The sequence below is a fragment of the Tropicimonas omnivorans genome (assembly GCF_031846565.1).
Taxonomy (GTDB): domain Bacteria; phylum Pseudomonadota; class Alphaproteobacteria; order Rhodobacterales; family Rhodobacteraceae; genus Tropicimonas_B; species Tropicimonas_B omnivorans.
This window is the reverse complement of the sequence record NZ_JAVRHL010000002.1, coordinates 864,816-889,767: the sequence shown is the minus strand read 5'-3', so window position 1 is coordinate 889,767 and position 24,952 is coordinate 864,816. Positions and strand designations below refer to the sequence as shown.

Here is a 24,952-nt window from a genome sequence, read left to right as displayed (position 1 = left end):
GGCTTGGGAGGGCCGATGACCGTTCGGGAGGAGCTCATATCAAATCCGGCCGCCCTCGGCGGCAAGGGCGCGCCCCTGCGGCGCCATCTCTCGCTGCATGCGGCCGCATTCTGGAGGGCCATATGAGCCTGACGCTCGAGAACGTCTCCAAGGTCGTCGGCGGGGCGACGCACATCCACAAGACGGACCTTACCCTCAATCCCGGAACGATGAACGTGCTCCTCGGCCCGACCTCGTCCGGCAAGACATCCCTGATGCGCCTCATGGCGGGGCTGGATCAGCCGACGACGGGCCGCATCCTCTGGAAAGATGAGGATGTGACGGGCCAGAGGGTACAGGATCGCAAGGTGGCGATGGTGTACCAGCAATTCATCAACTACCCGTCGATGAGCGTCTACGACAACATCGCCTCCCCCTTGCGCCTTCTGAAGCTGGACAAGAGCGAGATCGACCGCCGGGTGCGGGAGGCCGCGGAGCTGATGCAGCTCACGCCCCAGATAGACCGCAAGCCGCTGGAGTTGTCGGGCGGGCAGCAGCAGCGCTGCGCCCTGGCGCGGGCGCTCGTGAAGAATGCGGGCCTCGTCCTGCTCGACGAGCCGCTGGCGAACCTCGACTACAAGCTGCGCGAGGAGCTGAGGGCGGAAATTCCGAAGATCTTCGAGCGCTCCGGCTCCATTTTCGTTTACGCCACGACCGAACCCGAGGAAGCGCTGCTCCTCGGCGGGCATTGCGCGACGCTCTGGGAAGGCCGCGTGACGCAGTTCGGGCCCACCCCGTCGGTCTATCGCCGCCCCGTGGATGCGACGACGGCGCGGGTCTTCTCGGACCCCCCGATGAACTTCGTCGATGTCGAGAAGCGGGGCGCCATGCTCCGGTTCGGCAAGGGGGCGGAGGTTCCGGCCGCGGCCCTCGGCGGCGATCTGGCGGACGGCACATACAAGGTGGGGTTCCGGCCCAACCACTTGAGCCTCGAGGGCGGGGAGGACACGCTGACCTTCGACACGACGCTGATCGTGACCGAGATCACGGGGTCCGAAACCTTCGTCCATCTCGACCACGAGGGACAGCGCTGGGTCGGCCTCGTCCACGGCGTCCGGCATCTCGAGCCGGACCAGCCGCTGCGCGTCCACCTGCATCCGCGCCATGTCTATCTCTTCGGCGAGAGCGGCCGTCTCGTACAGCCCGCGCCCTATGCGGAGGCCGCGTAATGGCCAAGATCACCCTCCAAGGCCTCGCCCATTCCTACCTCGAAACACCGACATCGCCCGAAGACTTCGCGCTTCAGGAGCTGAACCACGACTGGACGGACGGCGAGGCCTACGCGCTTCTCGGCCCCTCCGGCTGCGGCAAGTCCACGCTTCTGAACATCATTTCGGGCCTGCTCATCCCCTCGCACGGCCGGGTGCTTTTCGACGGCAAGGACGTGACACACCTGTCGACCGCGGATCGCAACATCGCCCAGGTGTTCCAGTTCCCGGTGGTCTACGACACGATGACCATGCGCGAGAACCTCGCCTTTCCCCTCAAGAACCGGGGGCTTGCAGCCTCCGAGATCAACGCGCGGGTGGAGCGCATCGGCCGCATGATCGACATGACGGACGTGCTCGATCGCCGCGCCGCCGGCCTGACCGCGGATGCCAAGCAGAAGATCAGCCTCGGTCGCGGGATGGTGCGGGACGACGTCAACGCCCTGCTGTTCGACGAGCCCCTGACGGTAATCGACCCCCACATGAAGTGGGAGCTGCGCACGCAGCTGAAGAAGCTGCACCACGAGTTCGGCCATACCATGATCTACGTCACCCACGACCAGACCGAGGCGCTGACCTTCGCCGACAAGGTGGTCGTGATGTATGACGGGCGGGTGGTGCAGATCGGAACGCCGGACGAGCTCTTCGAGCGGCCAGCGCACACCTTCGTCGGGTACTTCATCGGCTCGCCGGGCATGAACCTCTTCGACGCCGAGGTTCAGGGCCGGACGGCCGGGATCGGCGGCGCCGAGATCGATCTGGGCGAAGGCTACAGGCCCGGACCCGGCGCGACGAAGATCGGTGTGCGTCCCGAATACATCCGCCTGGGTCAGACCGGCATTCCTGCCCGCGTCACCCGCGTCGAGGATGTCGGGCGGCACAAGATCGTCCGGCTCGATGCCGGCGGAACGCAGGTCGCCGCAATCGTCGGCGAAGGCGCCCCCGTCCCGGACGGCGGCACGCACATCGTCTTCGCCCCCGGCGGCGTGAACGTCTACGAGAACGAATGGCGCGTGGTGCCAGAGGGCGGCGAAGCGCCGCTCGGCGCAGGCAGGGAGGCCGCCTGATGAAGACGGACAATCAGAAAGCCTGGCTCCTCGTCCTGCCCGTGCTGATCCTCGTCGCGTTCTCGGCGGTGATCCCGCTCATGACCGTGGTCAACTACTCGGTGCAGGACACGTTCGGGAACAACCAGTTCTTCTGGGCCGGGCTCGCCTGGTTCGAGGACATGATCCATTCGGAGCGGATGTGGAACGCGCTCGGCCGGCAGATCGTCTTCTCCGGCATCATCCTCGCCATCGAGGTGCCGCTCGGCATCTTCATCGCGCTCAACATGCCGAAGAAAGGCTTCTGGGCGTCCTTCTGCCTCGTCCTGATGTCCCTGCCGCTCCTCATCCCATGGAACGTGGTGGGCACGATCTGGCAGATCTTCGGCCGCGTGGATATCGGCCTTCTCGGCTACACGCTCGATGCGCTGGGGGTCGACTACAACTACACGCAAGGTTTCTACGCCGCGTGGGCGACCGTCATCGTCATGGATGTCTGGCACTGGACCTCGCTCGTCGCGCTTCTGGCCTATGCCGGGCTGCAATCGATCCCGAACGCCTATTACCAGGCCGCCAAGATCGATCAGGCCAGTCGCTGGGCCGTCTTTCGCTACATCGAGCTGCCGAAGATGAAGGGGGTTCTGACCATCGCCATCCTCCTGCGCTTCATGGACAGCTTCAAGATCTACACCGAGCCGTTCGTGCTCACGGGCGGCGGGCCGGGCAACGCGACGACGTTCCTGTCCATCGACCTCGTGAAGATGGCGCTCGGGCAGTTCGACCTCGGCCCCGCAGCCGCCTTCTCGCTCATGTATTTCCTCGTGATCATGGTGATTTCCTACGTGTTCTACATCGTCATGACCAATGCCGACAAAGAAGGAGGCGCGTGATGAGCGACGAGACCGCAGCCGCGCCCGGCGCCGCCCATCTGCCGGGCGATCTTTCCCCCGAGGACGCGAACACCAAGCTCAGGCGCGGCTCCCGCTTCAGCGGCTCCGCCGTGGTCATGACACTCTATCTTCTGTTCCTGCTGGTGCCGATCTACTGGCTGCTCAACATGAGTTTGAAGACCAATGCCGAGATCCTCGGCAGCTTCTCCCTCGTGCCGCAGAACCTGACGCTGGCCAATTACGAGACGATCCTCACCGATCCATCCTGGTACATGGGCTACGTGAACTCGCTGATCTACGTGGTGATGAACACGGTCATCTCGATCACCGTGGCGCTTCCCGCGGCCTATGCCTTCTCCCGCTACAATTTTCTCGGGGACAAGCACCTGTTCTTCTGGCTGCTGACGAACCGGATGGCGCCGCCGGCGGTTTTTGCCCTGCCCTTCTTCCAGCTCTATTCCTCGGTCGGTCTTTTCGACACGCATATCGCCGTGGCGCTGGCGCACTGCCTCTTCAACGTGCCGCTCGCGGTCTGGATTCTCGAAGGCTTCATGCGCGGCGTGCCCAAGGAAATCGACGAGACGGCCTATATCGACGGCTTCTCCTTCGGGCGGTTCTTCGTGAAGATCTTCATGCCGCTCATCTCCTCCGGGATCGGCGTCGCGGCGTTCTTCTGCTTCATGTTCTCCTGGGTGGAGCTGCTCCTGTCGCGCACCCTGACGAGCGTGAACGCCAAGCCGATCGCAGCCACGATGACCCGGACCGTCGGCGCAGCCGGCATCGACTGGGGTGTCCTCGCCGCGGCCGGCGTCCTGACGATCATCCCGGGCGCACTCGTGATCTACTTCGTGCGCAACTACATCGCCAAGGGCTTCGCCCTGGGGAGGGTGTGATGACCGGCGAGGAGATCGAGACCCTTGCCCGCAAGGCAAAGGATCAGCCCGCGGGCGAGTTTCACCTTCCCGACCTCTACGGCGACGGCTGGGACGCGCTGCCGATCGGGCAGAAGGTCGCCAAGGGCAATGCCTTCCTCCGTCTCGTGCGTCGCGGCGATGTCCCGGACATCGAGGATACCGGGACGAAGGCCGGCGGCGGCCGCATCTATCGCAAGAAGGACAGCTGACATGGCCGCCACGTCCCCCGTCTCCCGCGGCCACAAGGGCCTCTTCGCAGGGCTCGTCCTGCCATGGCTCGCGGCCGGCATCTTCATCCTCGTCGTCGCCATGGGCGCGAGCGGCGAGAACAGCGCCATCGCCTGGACCGACAGTCTGGCCCCCGGTGGCTGGATGGCATGGGTCCTGCCGACGGCGCTCTTCTTCTGGCTGGTGGCGGGGGTGCTGGTGACGCTCTCCATCCTCGCCATCCGCTACCCCGAGACGCCCCGACGCGGAATGCTCGGCATCGAGACCACGCGGGGAGACAGGCTCTTCATCGCCCTTCTCGCATCGGGCTTCATCAATCTCGCGTGGCTGGGACTGGCCTTTGGCCCCCAGTGGATCGCGCTGATCGTATGTCTTGTCGTTGCGGCAGGCATATTCCGGTTCGTCTGAAAGGGCGAACCCAAAACCAAGGCCAAGACTAACGCTCACCACACGTTCACCCAGGGAGGACCAACATGAACGTCTCACTCAGATCGACCACCGCGCTTGCGGCGGCGCTGGGGCTGCTCTCGGCCCCGGCCTTCGCCGACATGGACGCGGCGATGGAATTCCTCGACACCGAAATCGACGGCGTCACCACCCTGTCCCGCGAGGAGCAGGAAGCGGAGATGCAGTGGTTCATCGACGCCGCGGAACAGTTCCAGGGGATGGACATCAACGTCGTCTCCGAGACCATCACGACGCATGAATACGAAGCCCAGGTGCTGGCTCCGGCCTTCTCCGCGATCACGGGGATCAACGTCACGCACGACCTGATCGGCGAGGGCGACGTGGTCGAGCGTCTGCAGGTGCAGATGCAGTCCGGTCAGAACGTCTACGATGCGTTCGTCAACGACAGCGACCTGATCGGCACCCACTGGCGCTACGGCCAAGCGCGCAACCTCACCGAATGGATGGCCGGGACCGGCGCGGACGTGACCTCGCCCACCCTCGATCTCGACGACTTCATCGGCACCGAGTTCACCACCGGGCCGGACGGCAACCTCTACCAGCTTCCGGATCAGCAGTTCGCGAACCTCTACTGGTTCCGCTACGACTGGTTCAACGACGAGAAGAACAAGACGGATTTCCAGGAGGAATACGGCTACGAGCTCGGCGTTCCGGTCAACTGGGCGGCCTATGAGGACATCGCGGAGTTCTTCACCGGGCGCGACCTAAGCCACATGGGGATCGACGACGAGATCTATGGCAACATGGATTACGGCAAGAAGGACCCCTCCCTCGGCTGGCGCTACACCGATGCATGGATGTCGATGGCCGGCATGGGCGACACGGGCGAGCCGAACGGCCTGCCGGTGGACGAATGGGGCATCCGGGTGAACGAGAACTCCCAGCCCGTCGGCGCCTGCATGGATCGCGGCGGCGCAACCAACTCGCCCGCCGCCGTCTACGCCGTCGACAAGGCGATCCAGTGGCTTCAGGACTACTCGCCGCCCGCCGCCGCCGGCATGACCTTCTCCGAGGCCGGCCCGGTCCCGGGACAGGGCAACATCGCTCAGCAGATGTTCCTCTACACCACCTTCGTCGCTCCGCTCGTCGACAGCCCGGCGGTGATGAACGAGGATGGCACGCCGAAATGGCGCCTCGCCCCCTCGCCCCACGGCGTCTACTGGGAAGAGGGCATGAAGGTCGGCTATCAGGACGTGGGCTCCTGGACGATCCTCGACTCGACGCCCGACGACCGCGCCAAGGCCTCCTGGCTCTACGCGCAGTTCGTCACCTCCAAGACGGTCGACGTGAAGAAGGCCGACGTGGGTCTGACCTTCATCCGGGACAGCACGATCAACTCGGAGCACTTCACCGAGCGTGCGCCGAACCTCGGCGGTCTCGTCGAGTTCTACCGCTCGCCCGACCGCGTGCGCTGGTCCCCCACCGGCACGAACGTTCCCGACTACCCCAAGCTGGCGCAGCTGTGGTGGCAGAACATCGGTGACGCCATGTCCGGCGCCAAGACCTCGCAGGAAGCCCTCGACACGCTCTGCTCCGACATGGAGGACGTGATGGAGCGCCTTGAGCGCGCCGGCGTTCAGGGGGACCTCGGCCCCGCGCTCAACGAGCCCGAAACGGCCGATTACTGGCTCGAGCAGCCCGGCGCCCCCAAGCCCGCGCTCGAAAACGAGGACGAGGAGCCCCAGACCATCCCCTACGACGATCTGGTCGCCTCCTGGCAGTAACCCCCGGCTCCCCGCCTTCGGGGATCAGCCGAGACAAGAGCACCCCCGCGAGAGATCGCGGGGGTGTTTTTTTCATGCGGCGCCGGATGTGCCCAGTCGCTGCGTCCGGGACCTGGTCGACCCGGGCCGCCTCCACACTGCCGCGGGCCGCACCATGGGTGCCGGAGAGGACAACGCGGACGCCACCGCAATCCCCTGCCCCGCCATTGTCAGGTGCCAGACAAAAGTGCCTTTACTGTCAGGTCGCTGACCCAGATCGCATGTGCAAAGGAAGAGCTGTCGTCCTTGCCCCACGCAGCGAAGGTCGGCTTCGAGCCCCTTCCTCCTCATTCGACGGGCTGCAGCGAACGGCCGCTCTCGCGAGCAGCCCAAAAACGTGCCAGAACCATATGGGTTTAAATTGGGGTTATGTCCCGGCTAACCTTCGGTAGACGCAAGCACCCCTAGGGAGGGCAGAAACGTCCGATTTAGGACGGATGGTTCTGGGAGGAGGTTTGTTTCCGCTATCGTTGTTCGTTAAGTTCGCGACGAAAGTCTGGACAGAGCTTTGAGTGACGGGTGGCTTGAATCGCGCTGGCCGAGATTTGGCGCGTGGCTTGCTGTGGACCCTTGGTTTTCTATATTGAATGGCGGCTTTCGTCGGTGCGATTTGTAAGGCGCCCTGGGCATGTTGTCGGCGTCACATTAGTCAATCCTCGAAAGGAAGTTCTGGATGAATAATATCTGTCGCTTTGGCCTGCTGAGCGTTGCTTTCTGTGGTGCTATCGTCCTGACGACCGCCTCCTGCGAGCGACAGCTGCGGCGCTCTCTTGACCCGAACGGCAGCACGCGCCAGTCGTGCAATGCCGAAAATTATGTTCAACTTCTCGGTCAGGAATTCGCGACCTTTGATCGTAGCGTCCTACCCCGGCGGTGGTCGCGGGTTCCGTTCGGCTCTGCACCACCCGAGAGAATTGTCGCTGACAACGTCCTGCGGCTATACCTCGGCCGTGACAATCGCATCGTTGCGATAGATTGCGACGATGGCGGACCGATTTATCGGCAGGCGGGATAGCAGACATGTCCGCGGATCGTCGCTGGTCCAGATGAAACCTGTCGTCAGTTTGTTTCGCAGCACCCGTCAAGCCAAGCTCTATCTAGGTCTTCACCGCAAGCGCGTGACGTGACAAAGCTCATGCGTTTGTGTCACCGGCGATAAGGACCGTTTTTGACCGGCTCTGCTCACTAAAGCGGCCATTGGCGCAACCGCAGCGAAAGCTCACTAAGTCCCGCATCGCTGACATTCCGGCTGTCCCGCGCCCTAGGTCCGGTCTGGGTCGGAAGTGCTCGGCGGTTGGGTCGGGATAGCTTGCCACGGCAAGCTGTCGCGACCCGGAAGACCCTGGCTTCGATTCCCTCTCGCTTGACCTTCGACAGCCATCACGGTGCTACGGGAGGCCAAGGCCCGACACCTTCGGGACATGTCGATCCCGAAGCGGCAAGCCGATGCGCCGGCACCGTCCTCACCCCCCGGGCGAAAAAGCCCGGGGCGACCTGCATCGCCCCGGGCTATCTCAAGTCATGGCGCCTCTCACAGAGGCGGGACCGTTACGTCAGGTCGAAGCGATCGGCGTTCATGACCTTGGTCCAGGCGGCGACGAAATCGCGGGCGAACTTCTCGCCGGCGTCGTCGGCGGCATAGACTTCCGACAGGCTCCGGAGCTGCGAATTGGAGCCGAAGACGAGGTCGACGCGGCTCGCGGTCCACTTCAGCTCATCGCTCGCGCGGTCCCGGCCCTCGTAGACGTGCTCGTTCTCCTCGGACTTCTTCCATGCAACGTCCATGTCGAGCAGATTGACGAAGAAGTCGTTGGTGAGCTGACCCTTGCGGGCGGTGAAGACCCCATGGGGCTGGTCCCCGTAGGTCGCGCCGAGGACGCGCAGGCCACCGACGAGGACGGTCATCTCGGGCGCCGTCAGGGTCAGGAGCTGCGCCCGGTCCACCATGATCTTCTCGGTGGGGACGGTGATCTGCGCGTGGACGTAGTTGCGGAAGGCATCTGCATGCGGCTCCATCGCGTCGAAGGAGGCGGCGTCCGTCTGCTCCTCGGTGGCATCCGTCCGGCCGGGCGCGAAGGGCACCTCGATGGGGTGACCTGCGTCCTTCGCCGCCTTCTCCACCGCAGCGCTGCCGCCGAGGACGACGAGGTCCGCCAGCGACACTTTCTTCGGCGCGTTGGCTGCGTCGAAGTCCGACTTGATGCCGTCGAGGGTGCCCAGAACCTTGCTGAGCCGGGCCGGCTCATTGACCTCCCAGTCCTTCTGCGGCGCGAGCCGGATGCGGGCTCCGTTCGCCCCGCCCCTACGGTCCGAGCCGCGGAAGACGGAGGCAGAGGACCACGCGGTGTAGACCAGGTCCGCCACCGAGAGGCCGGAGCCGAGAATGGTCACCTTCAGCGCCGCGACGTCGGAGGCGTCGATCTGATCGTAATCCGCCTTCGGCAGCGGGTCCTGCCAGATCAGGTCCTCGTCCGGGACCTCCTTGCCGATGTAGCGGACCTTGGGGCCCATGTCCCGGTGCGTCAGCTTGAACCAGGCGCGGGCGAAGGCATCGGCGAACTCCTCGGGATTCTCGTAGAACCGGCGGGAGATCTGCTCGTAGGCGGGATCGACCCGCAGGGCGAGGTCCGTCGTCAGCATGTTCGGCGTGCGTGTCTTGCCGGGCTCGTGCGGATCGGGAACGGTCCCCTCCCCTTCACCACCCTTCGGCGTCCACTGGTTCGCGCCGGCCGGGCTCTTGGTCAGTTCCCACTCGTACTCGAAGAGGATGCGGAAGTACTCGTTGCTCCACTCGGTGGGCTTCGTGGACCAGATCACCTCGAGGCCGGAGGTGAAGGTGTCGTTGCCGTGCAGCCCGTGCTTGTGTTTCCAGCCGAACCCCTGCTCGGTGATGTCCGCGCCCTCGGGTTCGAAATCGACATCATCGGGGCTGCCGGCGCCGTGGGTCTTGCCGAAGGTATGCCCGCCGGCGATCAGCGCGACGGTTTCCTCGTCGTTCATCGCCATGCGGCCGAACGTCTCGCGGATGTCCTGCGCGGAGGCCATCGGATCGGGCGTGCCGTCCGGCCCCTCGGGATTGACGTAGATCAGGCCCATCTGGACCGCCGCCAGCGGGTTCTCCAGCGCGCGGCCTTCGGAATAGCGGCTGTTCGGCTTGTCGGAGGTGGCGAGCCATTCCTCCTCGGAGCCCCAGTAGATGTCCTCGCCCGGCTCGTGGACGTCGGCGCGTCCGCCCGAATATCCGAACGTCTTGAAGCCCATGCTTTCGAGCGCGACGTTACCGGCGAGGATCATGAGATCCGCCCAGGAGATCGCCCGGCCGTACTTCTTCTTCACCGGCCAGAGCAGGCGCCGGGCCTTGTCGAGGTTGGCATTGTCCGGCCAGGAGTTCAGCGGGGCGAACCGCTGCGAGCCGCTCGTCGCGCCGCCCCGACCATCGCCGATGCGGTAGGTTCCGGCGGAATGCCAGGCCATGCGGATGATGAAGGGCCCGTAATGACCCCAGTCGGCCGGCCACCAGGGCTGGGTATCCGTCATCAGCGCGGTGAGATCCTGCTTCACCGCATCGAGGTCGAGCGCCTTGAAGGCCTCGGCATAATCGAAATCCGGATCCATGGGATCGGACAGGTCGGACTGCTGGTGCAGGATCTTGAGGTTAAGCTGTTCGGGCCACCATTCGCGATTGCCGCGTCCCATCTGTTTCGGCGTATGGATGACGGGGCATCCGCCCGCCCCTTGTGCGTCGTTTCCGTCCATGTCGGTCTCCCGTGGCTTTCGTCGTGTCGGCTGCGGTCTCGGGGGCCGGGGCCGTCGCGCGCCCCTTTCCGCCTCCCCTTGAGAGAGCGCCGCGGAACGGGGCGACGTGTCCGGCGCGGTCCCGATCGGTCCGAGCGTCGTTCTGCGCAACCGTCTAACCGATGGACCCCATCGGTTTAAGTTATTTTTCCTGATGCAATCTGCAAGTTTCGCTTATGACTGCGCGCATCAGCCCGGCTCCCTCACGGCATCCAGACCGCCTTCGGAGAGCCGATCCAGGGTTGCCATCTGCTCCGCGCTCAAGGCGATGCCGTCCGCCTCCGAGATCTTCCGGGCGGCGTAGCGGCGCTGTGACGGCAGGCGGCCGGTCTGTCCGCCGAGCGCTTCGATCAGGCGTTCCCCCTCCCGGCCCGGATCGCGGCCGGAGCCGGCGGCGAAGGTGCCGGGATCGAAGGCGAGGATCAGCGCGCCATGGCGCGGCGGCAGCGCGGCGCCGCCGGCGAACTCCCGCGCCTCGACGCTCATCCTGTCCCCCAGCATCGCGCCGGCCAATAGCTCGATCATCGCCGAGATCGCCGTGCCCTTGTGCGCCCCGAAGGTCAGGAGCGCCCCATCGAGCGCGGCTTGCGGCTCTCTCGTCGGTGCGCCTTTGGCGTCGACGGCCCAGCCCTCGGGCAGTTCCGTACCGGCCTTGCGATGCAGTTCGACCTCACCGCGCGCGGCGACGCTGGTGGCGAAGTCGAAGACGTAGGGATCGGCGTCCGGCCGAGGCCAGCCGAAGGCGAAAGGGTTGGTTCCGAGTAGCGGTTCGGTGCCGCCGAACGGGGCCACGGTGGCATAGCTCGGACACATCGAGATCGACGCGAGCCCGGCCCGCGCGAGATCCTCGACCTCGGGCCAGAGCGCCGCGAAATGCAGGCAATCGGTGATCGCGAGCGCCGCCAGACCCAACTCCCGCGACCGCGCGATCAGGGCCGGGCGAGCCAGTTCCCATGCGGCGGACGCGAAGCCGCCACCGGCATCGACCCTGAGGATCGGCCCCTCGCCGGCGGCGAGGCGCGGCTCGGCCTCCGGCTCGACCTGCCCCGCCTTCAGGACCTGAAGGCATTGTTCGAGCCGGTGCAGGCCGTGCGAGGCGCAGCCATCCCGCTCCCCCGCCACGATGACCCGCGCAACGGCACCTGCGGGCATCGGCGCGACCCCGCAGATCTCCAGGATCCCCTGGACCCGTGCCTCCAGCGCTGCAATCCCGACCCTCACAGAGTCCCCCATCGACATCTCCCCCTCGCGATCTGGACGATGAACGGTTTAACCCATGTCGCCTCGGGAGAACATATCGGGCCGGGATCGACGGCGGTGCGGGCGCGTCCGCCCGTCCCTGTCCGCCCGCCTTCCACCCCGCGCGTCCAGGCGCGCCCGCCGATGGACAGACCGTCCCGTTCCATGGAAGAAGGGGGCGGAATGACGAGCGAAGGAGCACCCCCCCGGATGACCACGCTGACCGGAAACGCCCTGTGGGATACGCTGTTCGCCCCGCACGAGGGTTCGGAGTCGATCTTCCTGCACCTGCCGGACGGACGGACGATCTCCTACGCCGAGTTCCTGGGCCACTCCGCCCGCCTCGCAGGCGCGCTGCGGCAGGCGGGGCTCGCGCCGGGAGACCGCGTCGCGGTGCAGGCTGCCAAGTCGGCGGACGCCCTCGCGCTCTATGCCGCCTGCGTGCGCACCGGATTGATCTACCTGCCGCTCAATACCGGGTACACGGCGGCCGAGGTCTCCTACTTCGTCGAGGACAGCGCCGCGCGGATCCTCGTCTGCGATCCCTCCTCCGAGGAGACGCTCGCTCCCGTCTGCGAGGCTGCGGGTGCGCGGCTCCTGACGCTGGACGCGGCCGGCACCGGGACGCTGGCAGATCTGGCCATTGATGCCGCCGCCTTCCCCGGCGCCGAGCCCCGGACGGATGACGACCTTGCCGCCTTTCTCTACACCTCCGGCACCACGGGGCGCAGCAAGGGCGCGATGCTGACCCATGCCAACCTCGCGTCCAACGCCCTGACGCTCCGGGAGCACTGGCAGTTCACCGAGGCCGACACGCTGCTTCATGCGCTGCCGATCTTCCACACCCACGGCCTCTTCGTCGCCACCAACGTGACCCTCGCCGCCGGCGGCGCCATGGTGCTCATGCCGAAACTCGACACCGCCGAGCTGGTCCGCTGGATGCCCGAGGCGACTGCGCTCATGGGCGTGCCGACCTTCTATACCCGCCTTCTGGCCGATCCGGGCTTCACGGCGGAGGTCGCGGGGGGGATGCGTCTCTTCATCTCCGGCTCCGCGCCGCTTCTGTCCGAGACCCATCGGGACTTCGAGGCCCGCACGGGGCACCGCATCCTGGAGCGCTACGGCATGACGGAGACGAACATGTCCGTCTCCAACCCCTACGAGGGCGCGCGCAAGCCCGGCACGGTCGGCCGCCCCCTGCCCGGCGTCGAGCTGCGCGTCGTCGACCGGGAGAGCGGCGCGCCCGTGCCGCAGGGCGAGACGGGCATCGTCGAGGTACGCGGACCGAACGTTTTCAAAGGGTACTGGAACATGCCCGAGAAGACCGCCGCCGAGTTCCGCCCCGACGGGTTCTTCATCACCGGCGATCTCGGCCGGCTGGACGAGGACGGCTACCTCACGATCGTCGGCCGGGACAAGGACCTCGTGATTTCGGGGGGATACAACGTCTACCCCAAGGAAATCGAAGAAATTCTGGACGAGATGGAGGGCGTTCTCGAAAGCGCGGTCATCGGCTGCCCCGATGCCGATCTGGGCGAGGTTCCGGTCGCCATCCTCGTTCCCTCGCCGGGCGCCACCCCGGATCTGGACGCGATCGCGGCGCGGCTCGGCGAGACACTCGCGCGCTACAAGCAGCCAAGGGGCTACGAGGTCGTCGAAGAGCTGCCGCGCAACACCATGGGGAAGGTCCAGAAGGCAGAGCTCCGGCGCCGCTTTTCGGCCAGCCGAGGGGGCGAAGAGGCCCCGCGTTGACGCCGCAGGCAGCCCTCCGATCTTACGCTTGCGGAGGATGTCCGCATCCAGTAGGAGACGCCCCAAGGCACCCGTAGCTCAGCTGGATAGAGCGCTGCCCTCCGAAGGCAGAGGCCATAGGTTCGAATCCTATCGGGTGCACCATTTACTGACATGATCGCTTTCGATTGACGCGCCAGACGCCTCGCCGTGCAGCGATGTCGCGTGAGGCCTGGGGTCGGCCCGTTGAGCCTCACGCTGTTCCTGGTCAGAGCGCAACAGGCCCTGCCCGCGCCGCTGAAGCCGTCACCCCTTAGGCCTGCGTCCGCGTCAGGCGAAAAGGTCGTGGCAGAGCTCCAGGGCGTCCACCAGCGTGTCGACCTCCGACTTGGTGTTGTACATCCCGAAGGACGCGCGGCAGGTGGCGCTGACGCCGAGCCTGTCCATCAGGGGGCCCGCGCAATGGTGCCCCGCTCGAACGGCGACGCCCTTCTTGTCCAGAACGGTCGCGATGTCATGCGGATGCGCGGCGCCGTCGAGCGTGAAGGAGAAGATCGCGCCCTTGCTCGGAGCCTGCCCCTGGATGTGCAGCCAGTTCAGACCCGTCAGCTTCTCCCGCGCATAAAGCGCGAGCTCGGCCTCCCACGCCGCGATGTTCTCCATGCCGATCGCGGAGACGTAGTCGATGGCCGCACCGAGGCCGATCTGGGCGACGATGGAGGGGGTGCCCGCCTCGAACAGCATCGGCGGATCGGCGTAGATCACCTCGTCCTTGTGGACCTCGCGGATCATGTCGCCACCCCCGAGGAAAGGGCGCATCTCGGCGAGCCGCTCGGGGCGGACATGCATCCCGCCCGAGCCGGACGGTGCGTAGAGCTTGTGGCCGGTGAAGAGATAGAAATCGGCGCCGATCGCGGCAACGTCCACCGGGCGATGCACGGCCGCCTGGCTGCCATCCACGAGGACCGGAACGCCGGCCTCATGCGCCCCCTCGACGATGGCTTCGACGTCCACCACCGTGCCGAGGACGTTGGACATGTGAGTGACGGCGACGAGCTTGGTCTTCGGGCCGATTGCATCGATCACGGCCTGCGGATCGAGCGCGCCGCTTTCGTCCACGTCGACCCACTTGATGACGACGCCCTGACGCTCACGCAGGAAGTGCCAGGGAACGATGTTGGCATGGTGCTCCATCACGGACAGGACGATCTCGTCCCCCGCCTCCATGCGTGGCATCGCCCAGGAATAGGCGACGAGATTGATCCCCATCGTCGTGCCTGTGGTGAAGATGATCTCGTCTTCCGACGGGGCGTTCAGAAAGCGCGCGATCTTGCCGCGGACGCTTTCGTACTTGTCGGTCGCAACATTAGAAAGGTAATGCAAGCCTCTGTGAACGTTGGAATATTCTTCAGCGTACCCGCGCGTCACGGCATCGATCACGGCCTGCGGCTTCTGCGCCGAGGCTCCGTTGTCGAGGTAGACGAGCGGCTTGCCGTTCACCTCGCGGGAGAGGATCGGGAAGTCGGCGCGGATCGCGCTCACGTCGTAGGTCATGCGGGAACGCCCCCGATGAAGAGAATGAGAATCGCGTAGAGGATCGCCATCCCGACCGCGAGGAAGAGCAGCGCGGTCATGGCCCCGCCGAGGACGAGCCACGGGGAGCCGAAGCCGTAGAGCGCGGTTCCGAACTGGGCGAGCAGCCAGAAGAAGATCAGGACGGCGGCCAGGCCGAGAAGTCCGGAGAGGCCGGGAGCGACGGGCAGAAGCAGCGCCTGGATCGCCTGGATGCAGACGAGGACGAACTGAAGCCAGGCGGAGATCGCGACGGCATCCGAAAGCTCTCCCCGTCCGCCCATCCGCTCGGCGACCTTGTGCAGGAACACCGTTCCAAGCGCGAGAAGCCCCCCTTGCATGGCCGCGAGGATCATGGGGTTGCCGAAGAGCATCAGGATGGCGGCGTATTCGTCGTCCTGCGGCAGATCCGTCGTCGCGACCCCGGCCGACATCGTCGCCAGAAGCGTGCCGAGGATGACGGACAGCGCGAGGGCCATCCATGCCGCATGGAGCGGAATCCCGAGCGCACGAATGACCGCGACGGTCGCTTTCGGATCGCGCAGGGAGAGGCCGAGGAGGGCGGGGACGGATGGGAGTTCTCTGTCGCTCATGCGGCCACCCTGCCCCGTCCCCGCTCCGCTTCCCAGAGACACGCGCCCCAGATCGCGAAAAAAGCGAGCGTCGCGACCGAGGCGACGATCGTGAGGATCGGCCCGGGCCCGGCAAGCCCGGCGGCAAGACCGTGAAGAAGCCAAAGCGGCGCGGCGGCGAGGAGAGACCAGAAGAGCGCGAGGCGCGCGGCGTAGAAACTCCCCCGTCCACCGAACGGCCGCAGGGCGAGGTGGGACAGGCCGGCCACGGCATAGAAGACCAGCGGCGCGAGGCAGACCCAGCCGAGGAGCGCGCCCCCGAGGCGCATGTCGAGCGGCGGCCCGTCCGGATCGAGATGCGCCGCGCGGGCCAGGATCGGCCAGGACGACACGAACAGAAGCGCGCAGGCGAGGAGAAGGAGGGCCGCGGCGCGATCCTCCCTCTGCCCCGCGGAGAGACGCCGCCGGAACACGGCCCGCGGCGCGCGCCAGCTTGCGAGCATGTCGGCGGCGACGCCCATGGTCAGTCGCCCCGGCGCCGGGCCAGCCAGTCCTCGAGACGCGCCAGCATCTGCTCGCCAAGGGAGCTGTCCTCGATTTCCGCGATAGCTTCGGCGATGAACGCGATGGTCATCAGGTCCGTCGCCTGGTCCTCCGGGATCCCCCGCGAGCGAAGGTAGAACTTGCCTTCCTCGTCGATGGCGCCCGACGTCGAGCCGTGCGAGCAGACGACGTCGTCGGCATAGATTTCCAGTTCCGGCTTCGCGAGGAAGGTGCTGTCCTCGTCCAGAAGGAGCGACTGGCTGATCTGGTAGCCATCCGTCTTCTGGGCCCCCTCGCGGACAAGGATCTTGCCCTGGAAGATCCCGGTCGCACCGTTGCGCAGCACCTTCTTGAAGACCTGACGGCTCTCGCAGCGCTCGGCTCCGTGGGTGACGAAGACGGTGTCGTCGTGGTGGAAGTCCTTGCCGTCCCCGAGGCAGGCGCCGGCAACGTGGGCGGCCGCGTCGTCCCCGGTGAACTCGATCACCGCCTCGTTGCGGGTGAGAGCGCCATTCGCGGTCAGTGTGAACGACTTGAAGGTGCTCTCCTGCCCGAGCCGCGCGAAGACATGGGTGATCGCCCGCCGCTCGGGCGCCCTGCCCTGCGCGCGGACATGGTGGAAGGCGCCGGTGGAGGCCACGTCCACTTCCATCACCATGTTCATCCGCGCCGCGGCCGGTCCGTCTTCCAGGATCGTCAACTCGGCGCCGCTCTCGACGCGCACGACGAGACGCACCATCGTGTCCGCCCCCGCCTCGGATCGGGCGTGATGGATGTGGATGGGTCTCGCCGCCTTGCCGGTCGCCCGGATCACGAGGCCGCTCGTCGCATAGGCCGTGTTCAGCACCGCGAAGGGCCGCGCCACCGGGCTTTGCCCGGCCGCCTCGAGCTGACCGTAGACGTCCCGCGCCCAGTGGATATCCGCCGAGCCCGCACCCTCCAGCGTCTCGATCTCGACGCCCTCGAGCGCCAGATCGTCCGATTTGCCCGTGTCGAGCACGCCATCGGTGAAGACGAGGGTCAGGCGATCATGCTCGCCGAACAGCATCTCCGACTCGCCGTCGTGGAGCGCCGCGGTGTCCGCCTCAGGGGCGTTGAGCGTCGCAGGATTGGTCCAGCGCCAGTATTCGTCCCTCCGGCCGGGAAGCCCCATATCGGCCAGACGCGAGCGGGCCGCCTCACGGATCTGGGTGATCCATGCGCCCCCGGAGGGCATCGTGAGCGCGGCAAGCCGTGCGTCGGTCGCGTCCTGTTTCGCCTGCGGCAATGCCATCACGCGTCCTCCAGGAACTCGGCGTAGCCGTTCTTCTCCACCTCGAGGGCGAGATCCGGACCGCCCGTCTTCACGATCCGGCCGTTCGACATGATGTGAACCACGTCCGGCACGATGTGATCGAGAAGGCGCTGGTAGTGCGTGATGACGAGGAAGGACCGGCCCGCATCCCGCAGCTTGTTCACACCGTCGGCGACAAGGCGCATCGCGTCCACGTCGAGACCGGAATCGGTTTCGTCGAGGATGCACATCTTCGGCTGGAGAACCGCCATCTGCAGGATCTCGTTGCGCTTCTTCTCACCGCCGGAGAAGCCCATGTTGACGGGCCGCTTCAGCATGTCGGCATCGATCTGCAGCTCGGCCGCCTTCTCGCGGATGAGCTTGAGGAACTCGGCCGCGCTGATCTCGGGCTTGCCGCGCGCCTTCTGCTGGGCGTTGTAGGCCGTGCGCAGGAACGTCATGTTGCCGACGCCGGGGATCTCCACCGGGTACTGGAACGCGAGGAAGAGGCCCGCGGCGGCGCGCTCTTCGGGCTCCAGCTCCAGGATGTCCTCGCCCTCGAGCTGGGCCGACCCGTCCGTCACCTCGTAGCCGTCCCGGCCCGAGAGCACGTAGGAGAGCGTGGACTTGCCGGAGCCGTTCGGCCCCATGATGGCGTGGACCTTGCCGGTCTCGACTTTAAGATCGAGCCCCTTGAGGATCGCCTTGTCCTCTTCCTCGAGCTTCACGTGCAGGTTCTTGATATCGAGCATGTCTTTGTCGTCCTCGTATGTCGGGGAGGCGGCCCGCGCATGGGGCCCCCTCGCTGTCTGTCATGGTGCGCGGGTGGCGCTAGAGGCGGACCGCGGTACCCGAGGCGCTGACCATCAGCATTCCGGATTCCTTGCCGACGACCTCGTAGTCGAGATCGACGCCGATCACGGCGTTGCCGCCAAGGCGCTCCGCCTCTTCCTTCATCTCCGCAAGCGCGGTCTCCCGAGCCTCGCGCAAGGACTTCTCGTAGGCGCCCGAACGGCCGCCAACGATGTCCCGCACCCCGGCGAAGAGATCGCGGAAGATGTTCGCCCCGAGGATCGCTTCCCCGGTGACGATGCCGAGATACTCGGCCACCGGCCGGCCCTCGACACTCTGCGTGGTGGTCACGAGCATGTCGCGGCTCTCCCTGCCTCCGAACAACGCCATCAGCCCACGGACCCCTCGAGCGAGATCGCGACGAGCTGCTGCGCTTCCATCGCGAATTCCATGGGCAGCGCCTGCAGCACTTCCTTGCAGAACCCGTTCACCACGAGCGCAACGGCCTCCTCCTCGTCCATGCCGCGCTGGCGGCAGTAGAAGAGCTGGTCGTCATCGACCTTGGACGTGGTCGCCTCGTGCTCCACCCGGCTCGAATTGTTGCGCACCTCGATATAAGGCACCGTGTGCGCCCCGCATTCGGAGCCGATCAGAAGGCTGTCGCACTGGGTGTAGTTGCGGCTGTCCTTCGCTTTGGGATGCATCGCCACCTGCCCGCGATAGGTGTTCTGGGCATGTCCGGCGCTGATCCCCTTGGAGACGATGCGCGAGCGCGTATCCCGGCCGAGATGGATCATCTTGGTGCCGGTATCGGCCTGCTGCCAGTTGTTGGTGATGGCGATGGAATAGAACTCGCCCTGGCTTTCGTTGCCGCGCAGGATGCACGACGGGTACTTCCAGGTGATTGCCGAGCCGGTCTCGACCTGCGTCCACATCACCTTGGAGCGGTCGCCCCGGCAATCGGCCCGCTTGGTGACGAAGTTGTAGATGCCGCCCTTGCCGTTCTCGTCGCCCGGGAACCAGTTCTGGACGGTGGAGTACTTCACCTCCGCGTCCTCCTCGGCGATGATCTCGACGACCGCCGCGTGAAGCTGGGCGGTGTCCCTCTGCGGCGCGGTGCACCCTTCGAGATAGGAGACGTAGGACCCCTTGTCGGCGATGATCAGCGTCCGCTCGAACTGGCCGGTATTCTCGGCGTTGATGCGGAAATAGGTGCTGAGTTCCATCGGGCAGCGCACGCCCGGCGGGACATAGACGAACGAGCCGTCGGAGAAGACCGCGGAGTTCAGCGTGGCGAAGTAGTTGTCCGACTGGGGCACGACGGAGCCGAGGTACTTCTTGACGAGTTCGGGATGCTCGCGGATCGCCTCGGAGATCGAGCAGAAGATCACGCCGGCCTTCGCCAGTTCCTCCTTGAAGGTCGTGCCGACCGAGACGCTGTCGAAGACGGCATCGACGGCCACGCGACGCCCCTCGGCCGGAGCGTCCTCGGCCCCATCGACGCCTGCGAGGATCGCCTGCTCCTTCAGCGGAATCCCGAGCTTCTGATAGGTTTCGAGGAGTTTGGGATCCACCTCGTCCAGCGATTTCGGCTTTTCGCGCATGGTGGCGGGCCGGGCGTAGTAATACTGCTCCTGGTAATCGATGGGCGTGATGTTGAGCATCGCCCAGTCCGGCTCGGTCTTGGTCTGCCAGCGCTCGAACGCCTCGAGACGCCACTCGGTCATCCAGCCCGGCTCCTCGTTGCGCTCGGAGATCAGCCGGACGATGCTCTCGTCCAGACCCTTCGGCGCGAAATCCATTTCGATTTCGGTATTCCAGCCGTGCTTGTAGGCGCCCATGTTCGCGACGGTTTCCACCGTCTCGCGGTCGACGCCCTCGCGAACCTCCAGCTTTCCATCGGGTGCGGTCATCGTGTGATCCCTGTCATTCGTCGGGGAAGCGGCCCTCAGGCCGCCCTCTCCCGCCATTTGCGGTACCGCGCCGTCCACGCCTCTGCGAAGCGGCGCACATCTTCTTCCGTCGTCTCCGGTCCGAGGGAGACACGGATCGCGCATCCGGCCTCGTCCTCGTCGTATCCCATCGCCTTGAGCACGCCGCTCGACCGGACCTTGCCGCTCGAACAGGCCGATCCGGCGGACACGGCGAACCCGGCGAGGTCCATCTGCATGACCTGTGTCTCTCCTCGCCAACCGGGAACGAGAAACATGCTCGTGTTCGGCAGGCGCGGCGCGTCTCTGCCCACGCAGATAACATCTGTCACGGCATCTTCCAGCCGACTTTCTAGAATATCTCTAAGTTTCGCCACCCCGGCCCAGACATCGGCATCGAGATCCCGCGCCGCCTCTTCTGCCGCCGCGCCGAACCCCGCGATCGCGGACACGTTCTCCGTCCCCGCCCGCCGGCCCTCTTCCTGGCCACCGCCGCGGATCCGCGCGGCAAGCTCCGTGCCCCGCCGCATCACCAGCGCGCCGATTCCCTTCGGCCCGCCGATCTTGTGCGCCGAAATCAATGCCATGGACGCGCCGCTCCAGTTGAACGCCACCGGAAGCTTGCCGAAGGCCTGAGTCATGTCGCTGACCGCGATACCGTCCGGCAGGTCCTGCAGGATCCCCGTCTCGGAGTTCGCCGCCTGAAGCGCCGTCCGTGGCGCATCGAGGACCGTCACGCGGCCGGCGGCATCCACCGGCAGGGTCCCGTCCGTCCAGGCGCCCACGGCATCGTGTTCCACCAGCGCAGAGCTGAGGCCCCGTCCCTCGAGCGCCAGCGCCGCAGCCTCCGTTGCGCCAGAGGTGAAGACGATATCCGCCCCGTCCGCCCCGAACGCCGCGGCGACCTGCGCCCGCGCCCGCTCCACGATGGCGCGTGCCGCCCGGCCCTCGGCATGGACCGAGGACGGATTGCCGACGGCATCCATCGCGGCAAGCATCGCCTGCCGCGCGCCGGGCCGCAGGGGGGCCGTCGCATTCCAGTCGAGATATGTCCTGTGTCCGTTCACGTGCCCGCCTTCGCCTTTCCCAAAGAGCCCCCGCCGCAGCTCACTCATCCACCACCTGGAACAGGTGCGGCACGGCCGGACAAGGCGCGAGCGCGTTCTTCGTCACGTCGGACAGCCGCGCCTGATGCAGGAAGACGTAGACATGGGCCGACAGCCCCTCCCAGAGCCGGTTGGTCATGGATTGCGCCCGGCTGCCGGATATCGCGCCCTTGGCGCCGGCGCCCGTGTGCAGCGCGCTCACCGTCTCGTCCACGGCGTCCAGTATCTCCGACACGCGGATCTCTGCGGCGGGACGCGCCAGCTTGTAGCCGCCTCCCGGCCCCCGCACCGACGCCACGAGACCGGCCCGGCGCAGCTTGACGAAGAGCTGTTCGAGGTAGGGCAAGGAGATATTCTGGCGCGAGGCGATGTCCGACAGCGTCAGAAGCCGTTCATCCGATGCAAGCGCCAGATCGACCAGCGCGACCATCGCGTATCGTCCCTTCGTGCTCAGCTTCATAATCCCTGCCTCTCCGTCAGACCCGTTCAAGTCCCGAAGCCGGCGCCTGCTCCCCGCCCGTGATCCATTGACGTCGCCCCGTCTGGGGCGTAACTGCCATTGACCCGTGGCGGCGGACCCTGAGCGGTTCGCCTTCAGATTAGAATTATTCTAGAATGCGGCGCGTGTCCGGTCAAGCGGACCCTGCCGCCCCCCGCCGCCCTCAAGGGCGAGGAGGCGGTGGCCGCTGATAAGAGGTGTGGATGCCCGAGGTTATCTTCCCCGGACCCGAAGGACGGCTCGAAGGCCGCTACCACCCCCAGAAGCAGAAGGATGCGCCGATCGCGATCATGCTGCACCCCCATCCGCAATTCGGGGGCACCATGAACAACAAGGTCGTCTACAACCTTCATTATACCTTCTACCGCATGGGCTTCACCGTGATGCGGTTCAATTTCCGCGGCGTCGGCCGGTCCCAGGGGGAGTACGATCAGGGCGTCGGCGAGCTGTCGGACGCGGCCTCCGCCCTCGACTACCTCCAGTCGCAGAACGCCAACGCCAAGCATTGCTGGGTCGCGGGCTTCTCCTTCGGCGCCTGGATCGGAATGCAGCTGCTGATGCGGCGGCCGGAGATCACCGGATTCATCTCCGTCTCTCCGCCGGCGAACATGTACGACTTCTCGTTCCTCGCCCCCTGCCCCTCCTCCGGGTTGATCATCAACGGCTCGGCGGACCGCGTCGCTCCGCCGAAGGACACGCGCACCCTCGTCGGCAAGCTGCAGGAGCAGAAGGGCATCACCATCACCCACGAGGAGATGGAAGGCGCCGGGCACTTCTTCGAGGATCCCTACATGGATCCGATGCTCTCTTCGGTGGACACCTACGTCCGCCGCCGCCTCACCGAAACAACGCGCTGAGACGGGCGTGGGGATCACTGAGGATATCGCGGACGGCCTCGCGAAGGACGCCATCGAGGCCGCCGACAGGCTCGGCGACGACAGGGTGATCGACGAGGTGTCCCGAACCCTCTCCAACACCTCACAGACGACGCAGGAGGCCTTCCTGACGGCCGTCCGCGTCCGTCTCGCCGAGCGGCGGGCGCGCGGCGTCCTGCTGTCGTTCCTGAAGGATGCCCCCGAGGCGCCGAAGCCGGACTAGCGCTCCCGGTTCATCCTGTCCCCACGCTTGCCTTTCATTCTCCCCTTCTGCGCGCTAGGTCGATCCCGCGTGCGGGAGGACGACCTTCAAAGCGGACCAGAGGGACATAAGATGAGCAAGATCAAGGTGGACGGCCCCGTCGTCGAACTCGACGGCGACGAGATGACCCGCATCATGTGGGACTTCATCAAGCAGAAGCTCATTCTGCCGTATCTCGACATCGACCTGCTCTATTACGACCTCGGCATCGAGGAGCGCGATCGGACCGACGACCAGATCACCGTGGACGCCGCGGAGAAGATCAAGGAGGTCGGCGTCGGCGTCAAATGCGCGACGATCACGCCCGACGAGGCCCGCGTGGAGGAGTTCGGCCTGAAGAAGATGTGGCGCTCTCCCAACGGGACGATCCGCAACATCCTCGGCGGCGTCATCTTCCGGGAGCCGATCATCTGCCGCAACGTGCCCCGCCTCGTGCCGGGCTGGACGCAGCCCATCGTCGTCGGCCGGCACGCCTACGGCGACCAGTACAAGGCGACCGATTTCCACTTCCCCGGCAAGGGAACGCTGACGCTCAAGTTCGTCGGCGAGGACGGCGAGACGATCGAACGCGAGGTCTTCCAGGCGCCCGGTGCAGGCGTGACCATGGCGATGTACAACCTCGACGAGTCGATCCGGGACTTCGCCCGTGCCTCCTTCAATTACGGCCTGCTGCGGGGCTGGCCGGTCTACCTCTCCACCAAGAACACGATCCTCAAGGCCTATGACGGCCGCTTCAAGGACCTGTTCCAGGAGATCTTCGAAGCCGAGTTCGAGGCCGATTTCAAGAAGGCCGGCATCTGGTACGAGCACCGCCTGATCGACGACATGGTCGCCTCCTCTCTCAAGTGGTCCGGCGGATATGTCTGGGCCTGCAAGAACTACGACGGGGACGTGCAGTCCGACACCGTCGCGCAGGGCTTCGGCTCGCTTGGCCTGATGACATCCATCCTGATGACGCCCGACGGCAAGATCGTCGAGTCCGAGGCGGCCCATGGCACGGTCACGCGCCACTACCGCCAGCACCAGGCCGGTAAGCAGACCTCGACCAATTCCATCGCCTCGATCTACGCCTGGACCGGCGCCCTCAAGCATCGCGCCAAGCTCGACGACAACGCGCAGCTCAAGACCTTCGCGGAGACCTTGGAGAAGGTCATCGTGGATACCGTCGAGAGCGGCCACATGACCAAGGATCTCGCCCTCCTCGTCGGCCCGGAGCAGTCCTGGCTGACCACGATGGGCTTCCTCGAGAAGCTGGACGAGAACCTAGACAAGACCCTCCAGATCTGAGTCCCGCGGCGGCGTCCAAGGGGCGCCGCCCCCTCTACCGGGCCGGGAGCGGTCGGGACAGGAGTGGACTGCGGGCCTAGCCCCAGCCCTCCCCGAGATCGGCGCGGGTGCGGTCGATCCAATGATCCTTCAGCCAGCCGCATGGCCGAGCGCGGCGCAGGCCGCCCATCCCGGTCCAGCCTGCCACGGCCTCCTCCATCTTCGGCCGTCCGTGGAAACACACGACGGACGCGCCCGCCGGCAGATGCGGCTCGCGGAGGTAACTCATCGGCGGCCAGCGCAGGCAATCGTGCTTGAAGCTCACAACCCGGTCCTCCGGCAGGTAGGCGAACGCGCCGCGCTCCTGCGCGAGCGTCGACGTATATCGCTGCTCGGAGCCGCGCGCCCAGGCGACGCGGGAGGCTGGATCGGCGGCCAATTCCTCGTAGAGCCAGGGATGGAGGGCCGGATCGTAGCGGAAGACCGAGCCGTGCCCCGTCGCCCGCCCCCGCCGGGCCTCGACCCAGTCCGCCCGCATGGCGACGCAGCCCGGAGCGACGTCCACGAGATCGTCCAGCGGCCCCGTGACGACGACGTCGAGATCGAAACCGAGGACAGGTCCCTCCAAGTCCTCGATCAATCCCGGACGAAAGAGAGACACCTTCCGCATCGCCCCCTTGCGATCAGCGACCGCCAGAGCGGCCTCCATCTCCTCCGCGAAGGGCTCCCGCGGAAGCTCCAGCACCTCGACATCGGGGTGCAGGCCCTCCGAGTGCTCCGTCATGCACAGAAAGCGCACCGGACTGCGCAGGTTGCGCCGGACGCCCGAATAGAGCCGGTTCACATAGGCCGGCCCGAAGGCCGTCCCCCACTTGATGCATACGACAGTCGCCATGCCGGGGGGCTTAGCCGCGGCGGCGCCGGAAGGAAAGCCGGAGGC

Annotated in this window: 23 protein-coding genes and 1 tRNA gene; 12 read left to right on the top strand and 12 right to left on the bottom strand. The window is 66.1% G+C overall.

The window, feature by feature from the left end; genetic code table 11:
- Positions 1-122: 122 nt before the first annotated feature.
- The 7 genes from RM543_RS09565 (at position 123) to RM543_RS09535 (ending at position 6,517) form a co-directional block, all read left to right on the top strand.
- Positions 123-1,208 carry an ABC transporter ATP-binding protein gene (locus RM543_RS09565; RefSeq protein WP_311690938.1) on the top strand — a complete coding sequence of 362 codons (1,086 nt, stop codon included), beginning with the start codon at positions 123-125 and terminating at the stop codon, positions 1,206-1,208.
- Positions 1,208-2,314: an ABC transporter ATP-binding protein gene (locus tag RM543_RS09560; protein WP_311690936.1), complete on the top strand. Its 1,107-nt coding sequence runs from the start codon at positions 1,208-1,210 to the stop codon at positions 2,312-2,314. Before RM543_RS09565 ends, RM543_RS09560 begins: the two co-directional genes overlap by 1 nt.
- Positions 2,311-3,183 (top strand): carbohydrate ABC transporter permease, encoded by an 873-nt coding sequence (locus tag RM543_RS09555; RefSeq protein ID WP_311691368.1) that lies wholly within the window; start codon positions 2,311-2,313, stop codon positions 3,181-3,183. The genes RM543_RS09560 and RM543_RS09555 overlap by 4 nt, the downstream gene beginning before the upstream one ends.
- On the top strand, positions 3,183-4,076 hold the full coding sequence (locus RM543_RS09550) for a carbohydrate ABC transporter permease (protein WP_311690934.1): 894 nt from the start codon (positions 3,183-3,185) through the stop codon (positions 4,074-4,076). Before RM543_RS09555 ends, RM543_RS09550 begins: the two co-directional genes overlap by 1 nt.
- Positions 4,076-4,306, top strand: a complete 231-nt coding sequence (locus RM543_RS09545; protein ID WP_311690932.1) for a DUF1413 domain-containing protein — start codon at positions 4,076-4,078, stop codon at positions 4,304-4,306. Before RM543_RS09550 ends, RM543_RS09545 begins: the two co-directional genes overlap by 1 nt.
- Before the next feature lies 1 nt (position 4,307).
- A complete protein-coding gene (locus RM543_RS09540; RefSeq protein ID WP_311690930.1) occupies positions 4,308-4,733 on the top strand; it encodes a DUF2160 domain-containing protein in 426 nt (141 codons plus the stop codon).
- Between the two features lie 65 nt (positions 4,734-4,798).
- Positions 4,799-6,517 (top strand): ABC transporter substrate-binding protein, encoded by a 1,719-nt coding sequence (locus RM543_RS09535; RefSeq protein WP_311690928.1) that lies wholly within the window; start codon positions 4,799-4,801, stop codon positions 6,515-6,517.
- 1,587 nt (positions 6,518-8,104) lie between these two features.
- Here RM543_RS09535 and katG read toward each other — a convergent pair.
- Together katG and RM543_RS09525 are read right to left on the bottom strand one after the other, a co-directional pair.
- A complete protein-coding gene (gene katG, locus RM543_RS09530) occupies positions 8,105-10,312 on the bottom strand; it encodes a catalase/peroxidase HPI (protein WP_311690926.1) in 2,208 nt (735 codons plus the stop codon).
- 228 nt (positions 10,313-10,540) lie between these two features.
- Positions 10,541-11,584 carry an Ldh family oxidoreductase gene (locus RM543_RS09525; protein WP_311690923.1) on the bottom strand — a complete coding sequence of 348 codons (1,044 nt, stop codon included), beginning with the start codon at positions 11,582-11,584 and terminating at the stop codon, positions 10,541-10,543.
- 216 nt (positions 11,585-11,800) lie between these two features.
- Here RM543_RS09525 and RM543_RS09520 point away from each other — a divergent pair, with 216 nt between their 5' ends.
- Positions 11,801-13,342: a malonate--CoA ligase gene (locus RM543_RS09520; protein ID WP_311690922.1), complete on the top strand. Its 1,542-nt coding sequence runs from the start codon at positions 11,801-11,803 to the stop codon at positions 13,340-13,342.
- Positions 13,343-13,409: 67 nt separating this feature from the next.
- Positions 13,410-13,486, top strand: a tRNA-Arg gene (locus tag RM543_RS09515).
- Between the two features lie 165 nt (positions 13,487-13,651).
- Here the strand turns inward: RM543_RS09515 and RM543_RS09510 are convergent.
- From RM543_RS09510 to iscR, 9 genes are all read right to left on the bottom strand, one after another.
- Positions 13,652-14,875 (bottom strand): cysteine desulfurase, encoded by a 1,224-nt coding sequence (locus RM543_RS09510; protein WP_311690920.1) that lies wholly within the window; start codon positions 14,873-14,875, stop codon positions 13,652-13,654.
- Positions 14,872-15,486 carry a YIP1 family protein gene (locus RM543_RS09505; RefSeq protein ID WP_311690917.1) on the bottom strand — a complete coding sequence of 205 codons (615 nt, stop codon included), beginning with the start codon at positions 15,484-15,486 and terminating at the stop codon, positions 14,872-14,874. The genes RM543_RS09510 and RM543_RS09505 overlap by 4 nt, the downstream gene beginning before the upstream one ends.
- Positions 15,483-15,986 (bottom strand): YIP1 family protein, encoded by a 504-nt coding sequence (locus RM543_RS09500; protein ID WP_311690915.1) that lies wholly within the window; start codon positions 15,984-15,986, stop codon positions 15,483-15,485. Before RM543_RS09500 ends, RM543_RS09505 begins: the two co-directional genes overlap by 4 nt.
- A gap of 2 nt (positions 15,987-15,988) precedes the next feature.
- On the bottom strand, positions 15,989-17,281 hold the full coding sequence (locus RM543_RS09495; RefSeq protein WP_311690913.1) for a SufB/SufD family protein: 1,293 nt from the start codon (positions 17,279-17,281) through the stop codon (positions 15,989-15,991).
- Positions 17,281-18,033: a Fe-S cluster assembly ATPase SufC gene (gene sufC / locus RM543_RS09490; protein ID WP_311690911.1), complete on the bottom strand. Its 753-nt coding sequence runs from the start codon at positions 18,031-18,033 to the stop codon at positions 17,281-17,283. Before sufC ends, RM543_RS09495 begins: the two co-directional genes overlap by 1 nt.
- A gap of 79 nt (positions 18,034-18,112) precedes the next feature.
- Positions 18,113-18,430 carry a heavy metal-binding domain-containing protein gene (locus tag RM543_RS09485; RefSeq protein ID WP_311690909.1) on the bottom strand — a complete coding sequence of 106 codons (318 nt, stop codon included), beginning with the start codon at positions 18,428-18,430 and terminating at the stop codon, positions 18,113-18,115.
- A 32-nt stretch (positions 18,431-18,462) separates the two neighbouring features.
- Positions 18,463-19,986 carry a Fe-S cluster assembly protein SufB gene (sufB, locus tag RM543_RS09480; RefSeq protein ID WP_311690907.1) on the bottom strand — a complete coding sequence of 508 codons (1,524 nt, stop codon included), beginning with the start codon at positions 19,984-19,986 and terminating at the stop codon, positions 18,463-18,465.
- A gap of 35 nt (positions 19,987-20,021) precedes the next feature.
- Positions 20,022-21,071, bottom strand: coding sequence for a cysteine desulfurase family protein (locus tag RM543_RS09475; RefSeq protein ID WP_311690905.1), 1,050 nt, complete (start codon positions 21,069-21,071; stop codon positions 20,022-20,024).
- Positions 21,072-21,111: 40 nt separating this feature from the next.
- Positions 21,112-21,570: a Fe-S cluster assembly transcriptional regulator IscR gene (gene iscR, locus RM543_RS09470; protein ID WP_311690903.1), complete on the bottom strand. Its 459-nt coding sequence runs from the start codon at positions 21,568-21,570 to the stop codon at positions 21,112-21,114.
- 242 nt (positions 21,571-21,812) lie between these two features.
- On the opposite strand from iscR, the gene RM543_RS09465 reads away from it, so the two are divergent.
- The 3 genes from RM543_RS09465 to RM543_RS09455 all read left to right on the top strand — a co-directional run bounded on the left by RM543_RS09465 (position 21,813) and on the right by RM543_RS09455 (position 24,033).
- The gene (locus RM543_RS09465) at positions 21,813-22,466 is read left to right on the top strand and encodes an alpha/beta hydrolase (protein WP_311690901.1); all 654 of its coding nucleotides are present in this window, start codon (positions 21,813-21,815) and stop codon (positions 22,464-22,466) included.
- A 7-nt stretch (positions 22,467-22,473) separates the two neighbouring features.
- On the top strand, positions 22,474-22,707 hold the full coding sequence (locus RM543_RS09460; protein ID WP_311690900.1) for a hypothetical protein: 234 nt from the start codon (positions 22,474-22,476) through the stop codon (positions 22,705-22,707).
- Positions 22,708-22,818: 111 nt separating this feature from the next.
- Positions 22,819-24,033: an NADP-dependent isocitrate dehydrogenase gene (locus tag RM543_RS09455; protein WP_311690898.1), complete on the top strand. Its 1,215-nt coding sequence runs from the start codon at positions 22,819-22,821 to the stop codon at positions 24,031-24,033.
- Between the two features lie 76 nt (positions 24,034-24,109).
- Here RM543_RS09455 and RM543_RS09450 read toward each other — a convergent pair whose 3' ends face one another.
- On the bottom strand, positions 24,110-24,907 hold the full coding sequence (locus tag RM543_RS09450; protein ID WP_311690896.1) for a glycosyl transferase: 798 nt from the start codon (positions 24,905-24,907) through the stop codon (positions 24,110-24,112).
- Between the last annotated feature and the right edge of the window lie 45 nt (positions 24,908-24,952).

Bases quoted from the DNA above. Each gene is read 5' to 3' on its own strand.
- iscR (WP_311690903.1), bottom strand. From the start codon at position 21,570: ATGAAGCTGAGCACGAAGGGACGATACGCGATGGTCGCGCTGGTCGAT.
- katG (WP_311690926.1), bottom strand. From the start codon at position 10,312: ATGGACGGAAACGACGCACAAGGGGCGGGCGGATGCCCCGTCATCCAT.
- RM543_RS09525 (WP_311690923.1), bottom strand. From the start codon at position 11,584: ATGGGGGACTCTGTGAGGGTCGGGATTGCAGCGCTGGAGGCACGGGTC.
- RM543_RS09500 (WP_311690915.1), bottom strand. From the start codon at position 15,986: ATGGGCGTCGCCGCCGACATGCTCGCAAGCTGGCGCGCGCCGCGGGCC.
- RM543_RS09565 (WP_311690938.1), top strand. From the start codon at position 123: ATGAGCCTGACGCTCGAGAACGTCTCCAAGGTCGTCGGCGGGGCGACG.
- RM543_RS09510 (WP_311690920.1), bottom strand. From the start codon at position 14,875: ATGACCTACGACGTGAGCGCGATCCGCGCCGACTTCCCGATCCTCTCC.
- RM543_RS09535 (WP_311690928.1), top strand. From the start codon at position 4,799: ATGAACGTCTCACTCAGATCGACCACCGCGCTTGCGGCGGCGCTGGGG.
- RM543_RS09540 (WP_311690930.1), top strand. From the start codon at position 4,308: ATGGCCGCCACGTCCCCCGTCTCCCGCGGCCACAAGGGCCTCTTCGCA.
- RM543_RS09465 (WP_311690901.1), top strand. From the start codon at position 21,813: ATGCCCGAGGTTATCTTCCCCGGACCCGAAGGACGGCTCGAAGGCCGC.
- RM543_RS09560 (WP_311690936.1), top strand. From the start codon at position 1,208: ATGGCCAAGATCACCCTCCAAGGCCTCGCCCATTCCTACCTCGAAACA.
- RM543_RS09450 (WP_311690896.1), bottom strand. From the start codon at position 24,907: ATGGCGACTGTCGTATGCATCAAGTGGGGGACGGCCTTCGGGCCGGCC.
- sufB (WP_311690907.1), bottom strand. From the start codon at position 19,986: ATGACCGCACCCGATGGAAAGCTGGAGGTTCGCGAGGGCGTCGACCGC.
- RM543_RS09495 (WP_311690913.1), bottom strand. From the start codon at position 17,281: ATGGCATTGCCGCAGGCGAAACAGGACGCGACCGACGCACGGCTTGCC.
- sufC (WP_311690911.1), bottom strand. From the start codon at position 18,033: ATGCTCGATATCAAGAACCTGCACGTGAAGCTCGAGGAAGAGGACAAG.
- RM543_RS09485 (WP_311690909.1), bottom strand. From the start codon at position 18,430: ATGCTCGTGACCACCACGCAGAGTGTCGAGGGCCGGCCGGTGGCCGAG.
- RM543_RS09545 (WP_311690932.1), top strand. From the start codon at position 4,076: ATGACCGGCGAGGAGATCGAGACCCTTGCCCGCAAGGCAAAGGATCAG.
- RM543_RS09455 (WP_311690898.1), top strand. From the start codon at position 22,819: ATGAGCAAGATCAAGGTGGACGGCCCCGTCGTCGAACTCGACGGCGAC.
- RM543_RS09520 (WP_311690922.1), top strand. From the start codon at position 11,801: ATGACCACGCTGACCGGAAACGCCCTGTGGGATACGCTGTTCGCCCCG.
- RM543_RS09505 (WP_311690917.1), bottom strand. From the start codon at position 15,486: ATGAGCGACAGAGAACTCCCATCCGTCCCCGCCCTCCTCGGCCTCTCC.
- RM543_RS09550 (WP_311690934.1), top strand. From the start codon at position 3,183: ATGAGCGACGAGACCGCAGCCGCGCCCGGCGCCGCCCATCTGCCGGGC.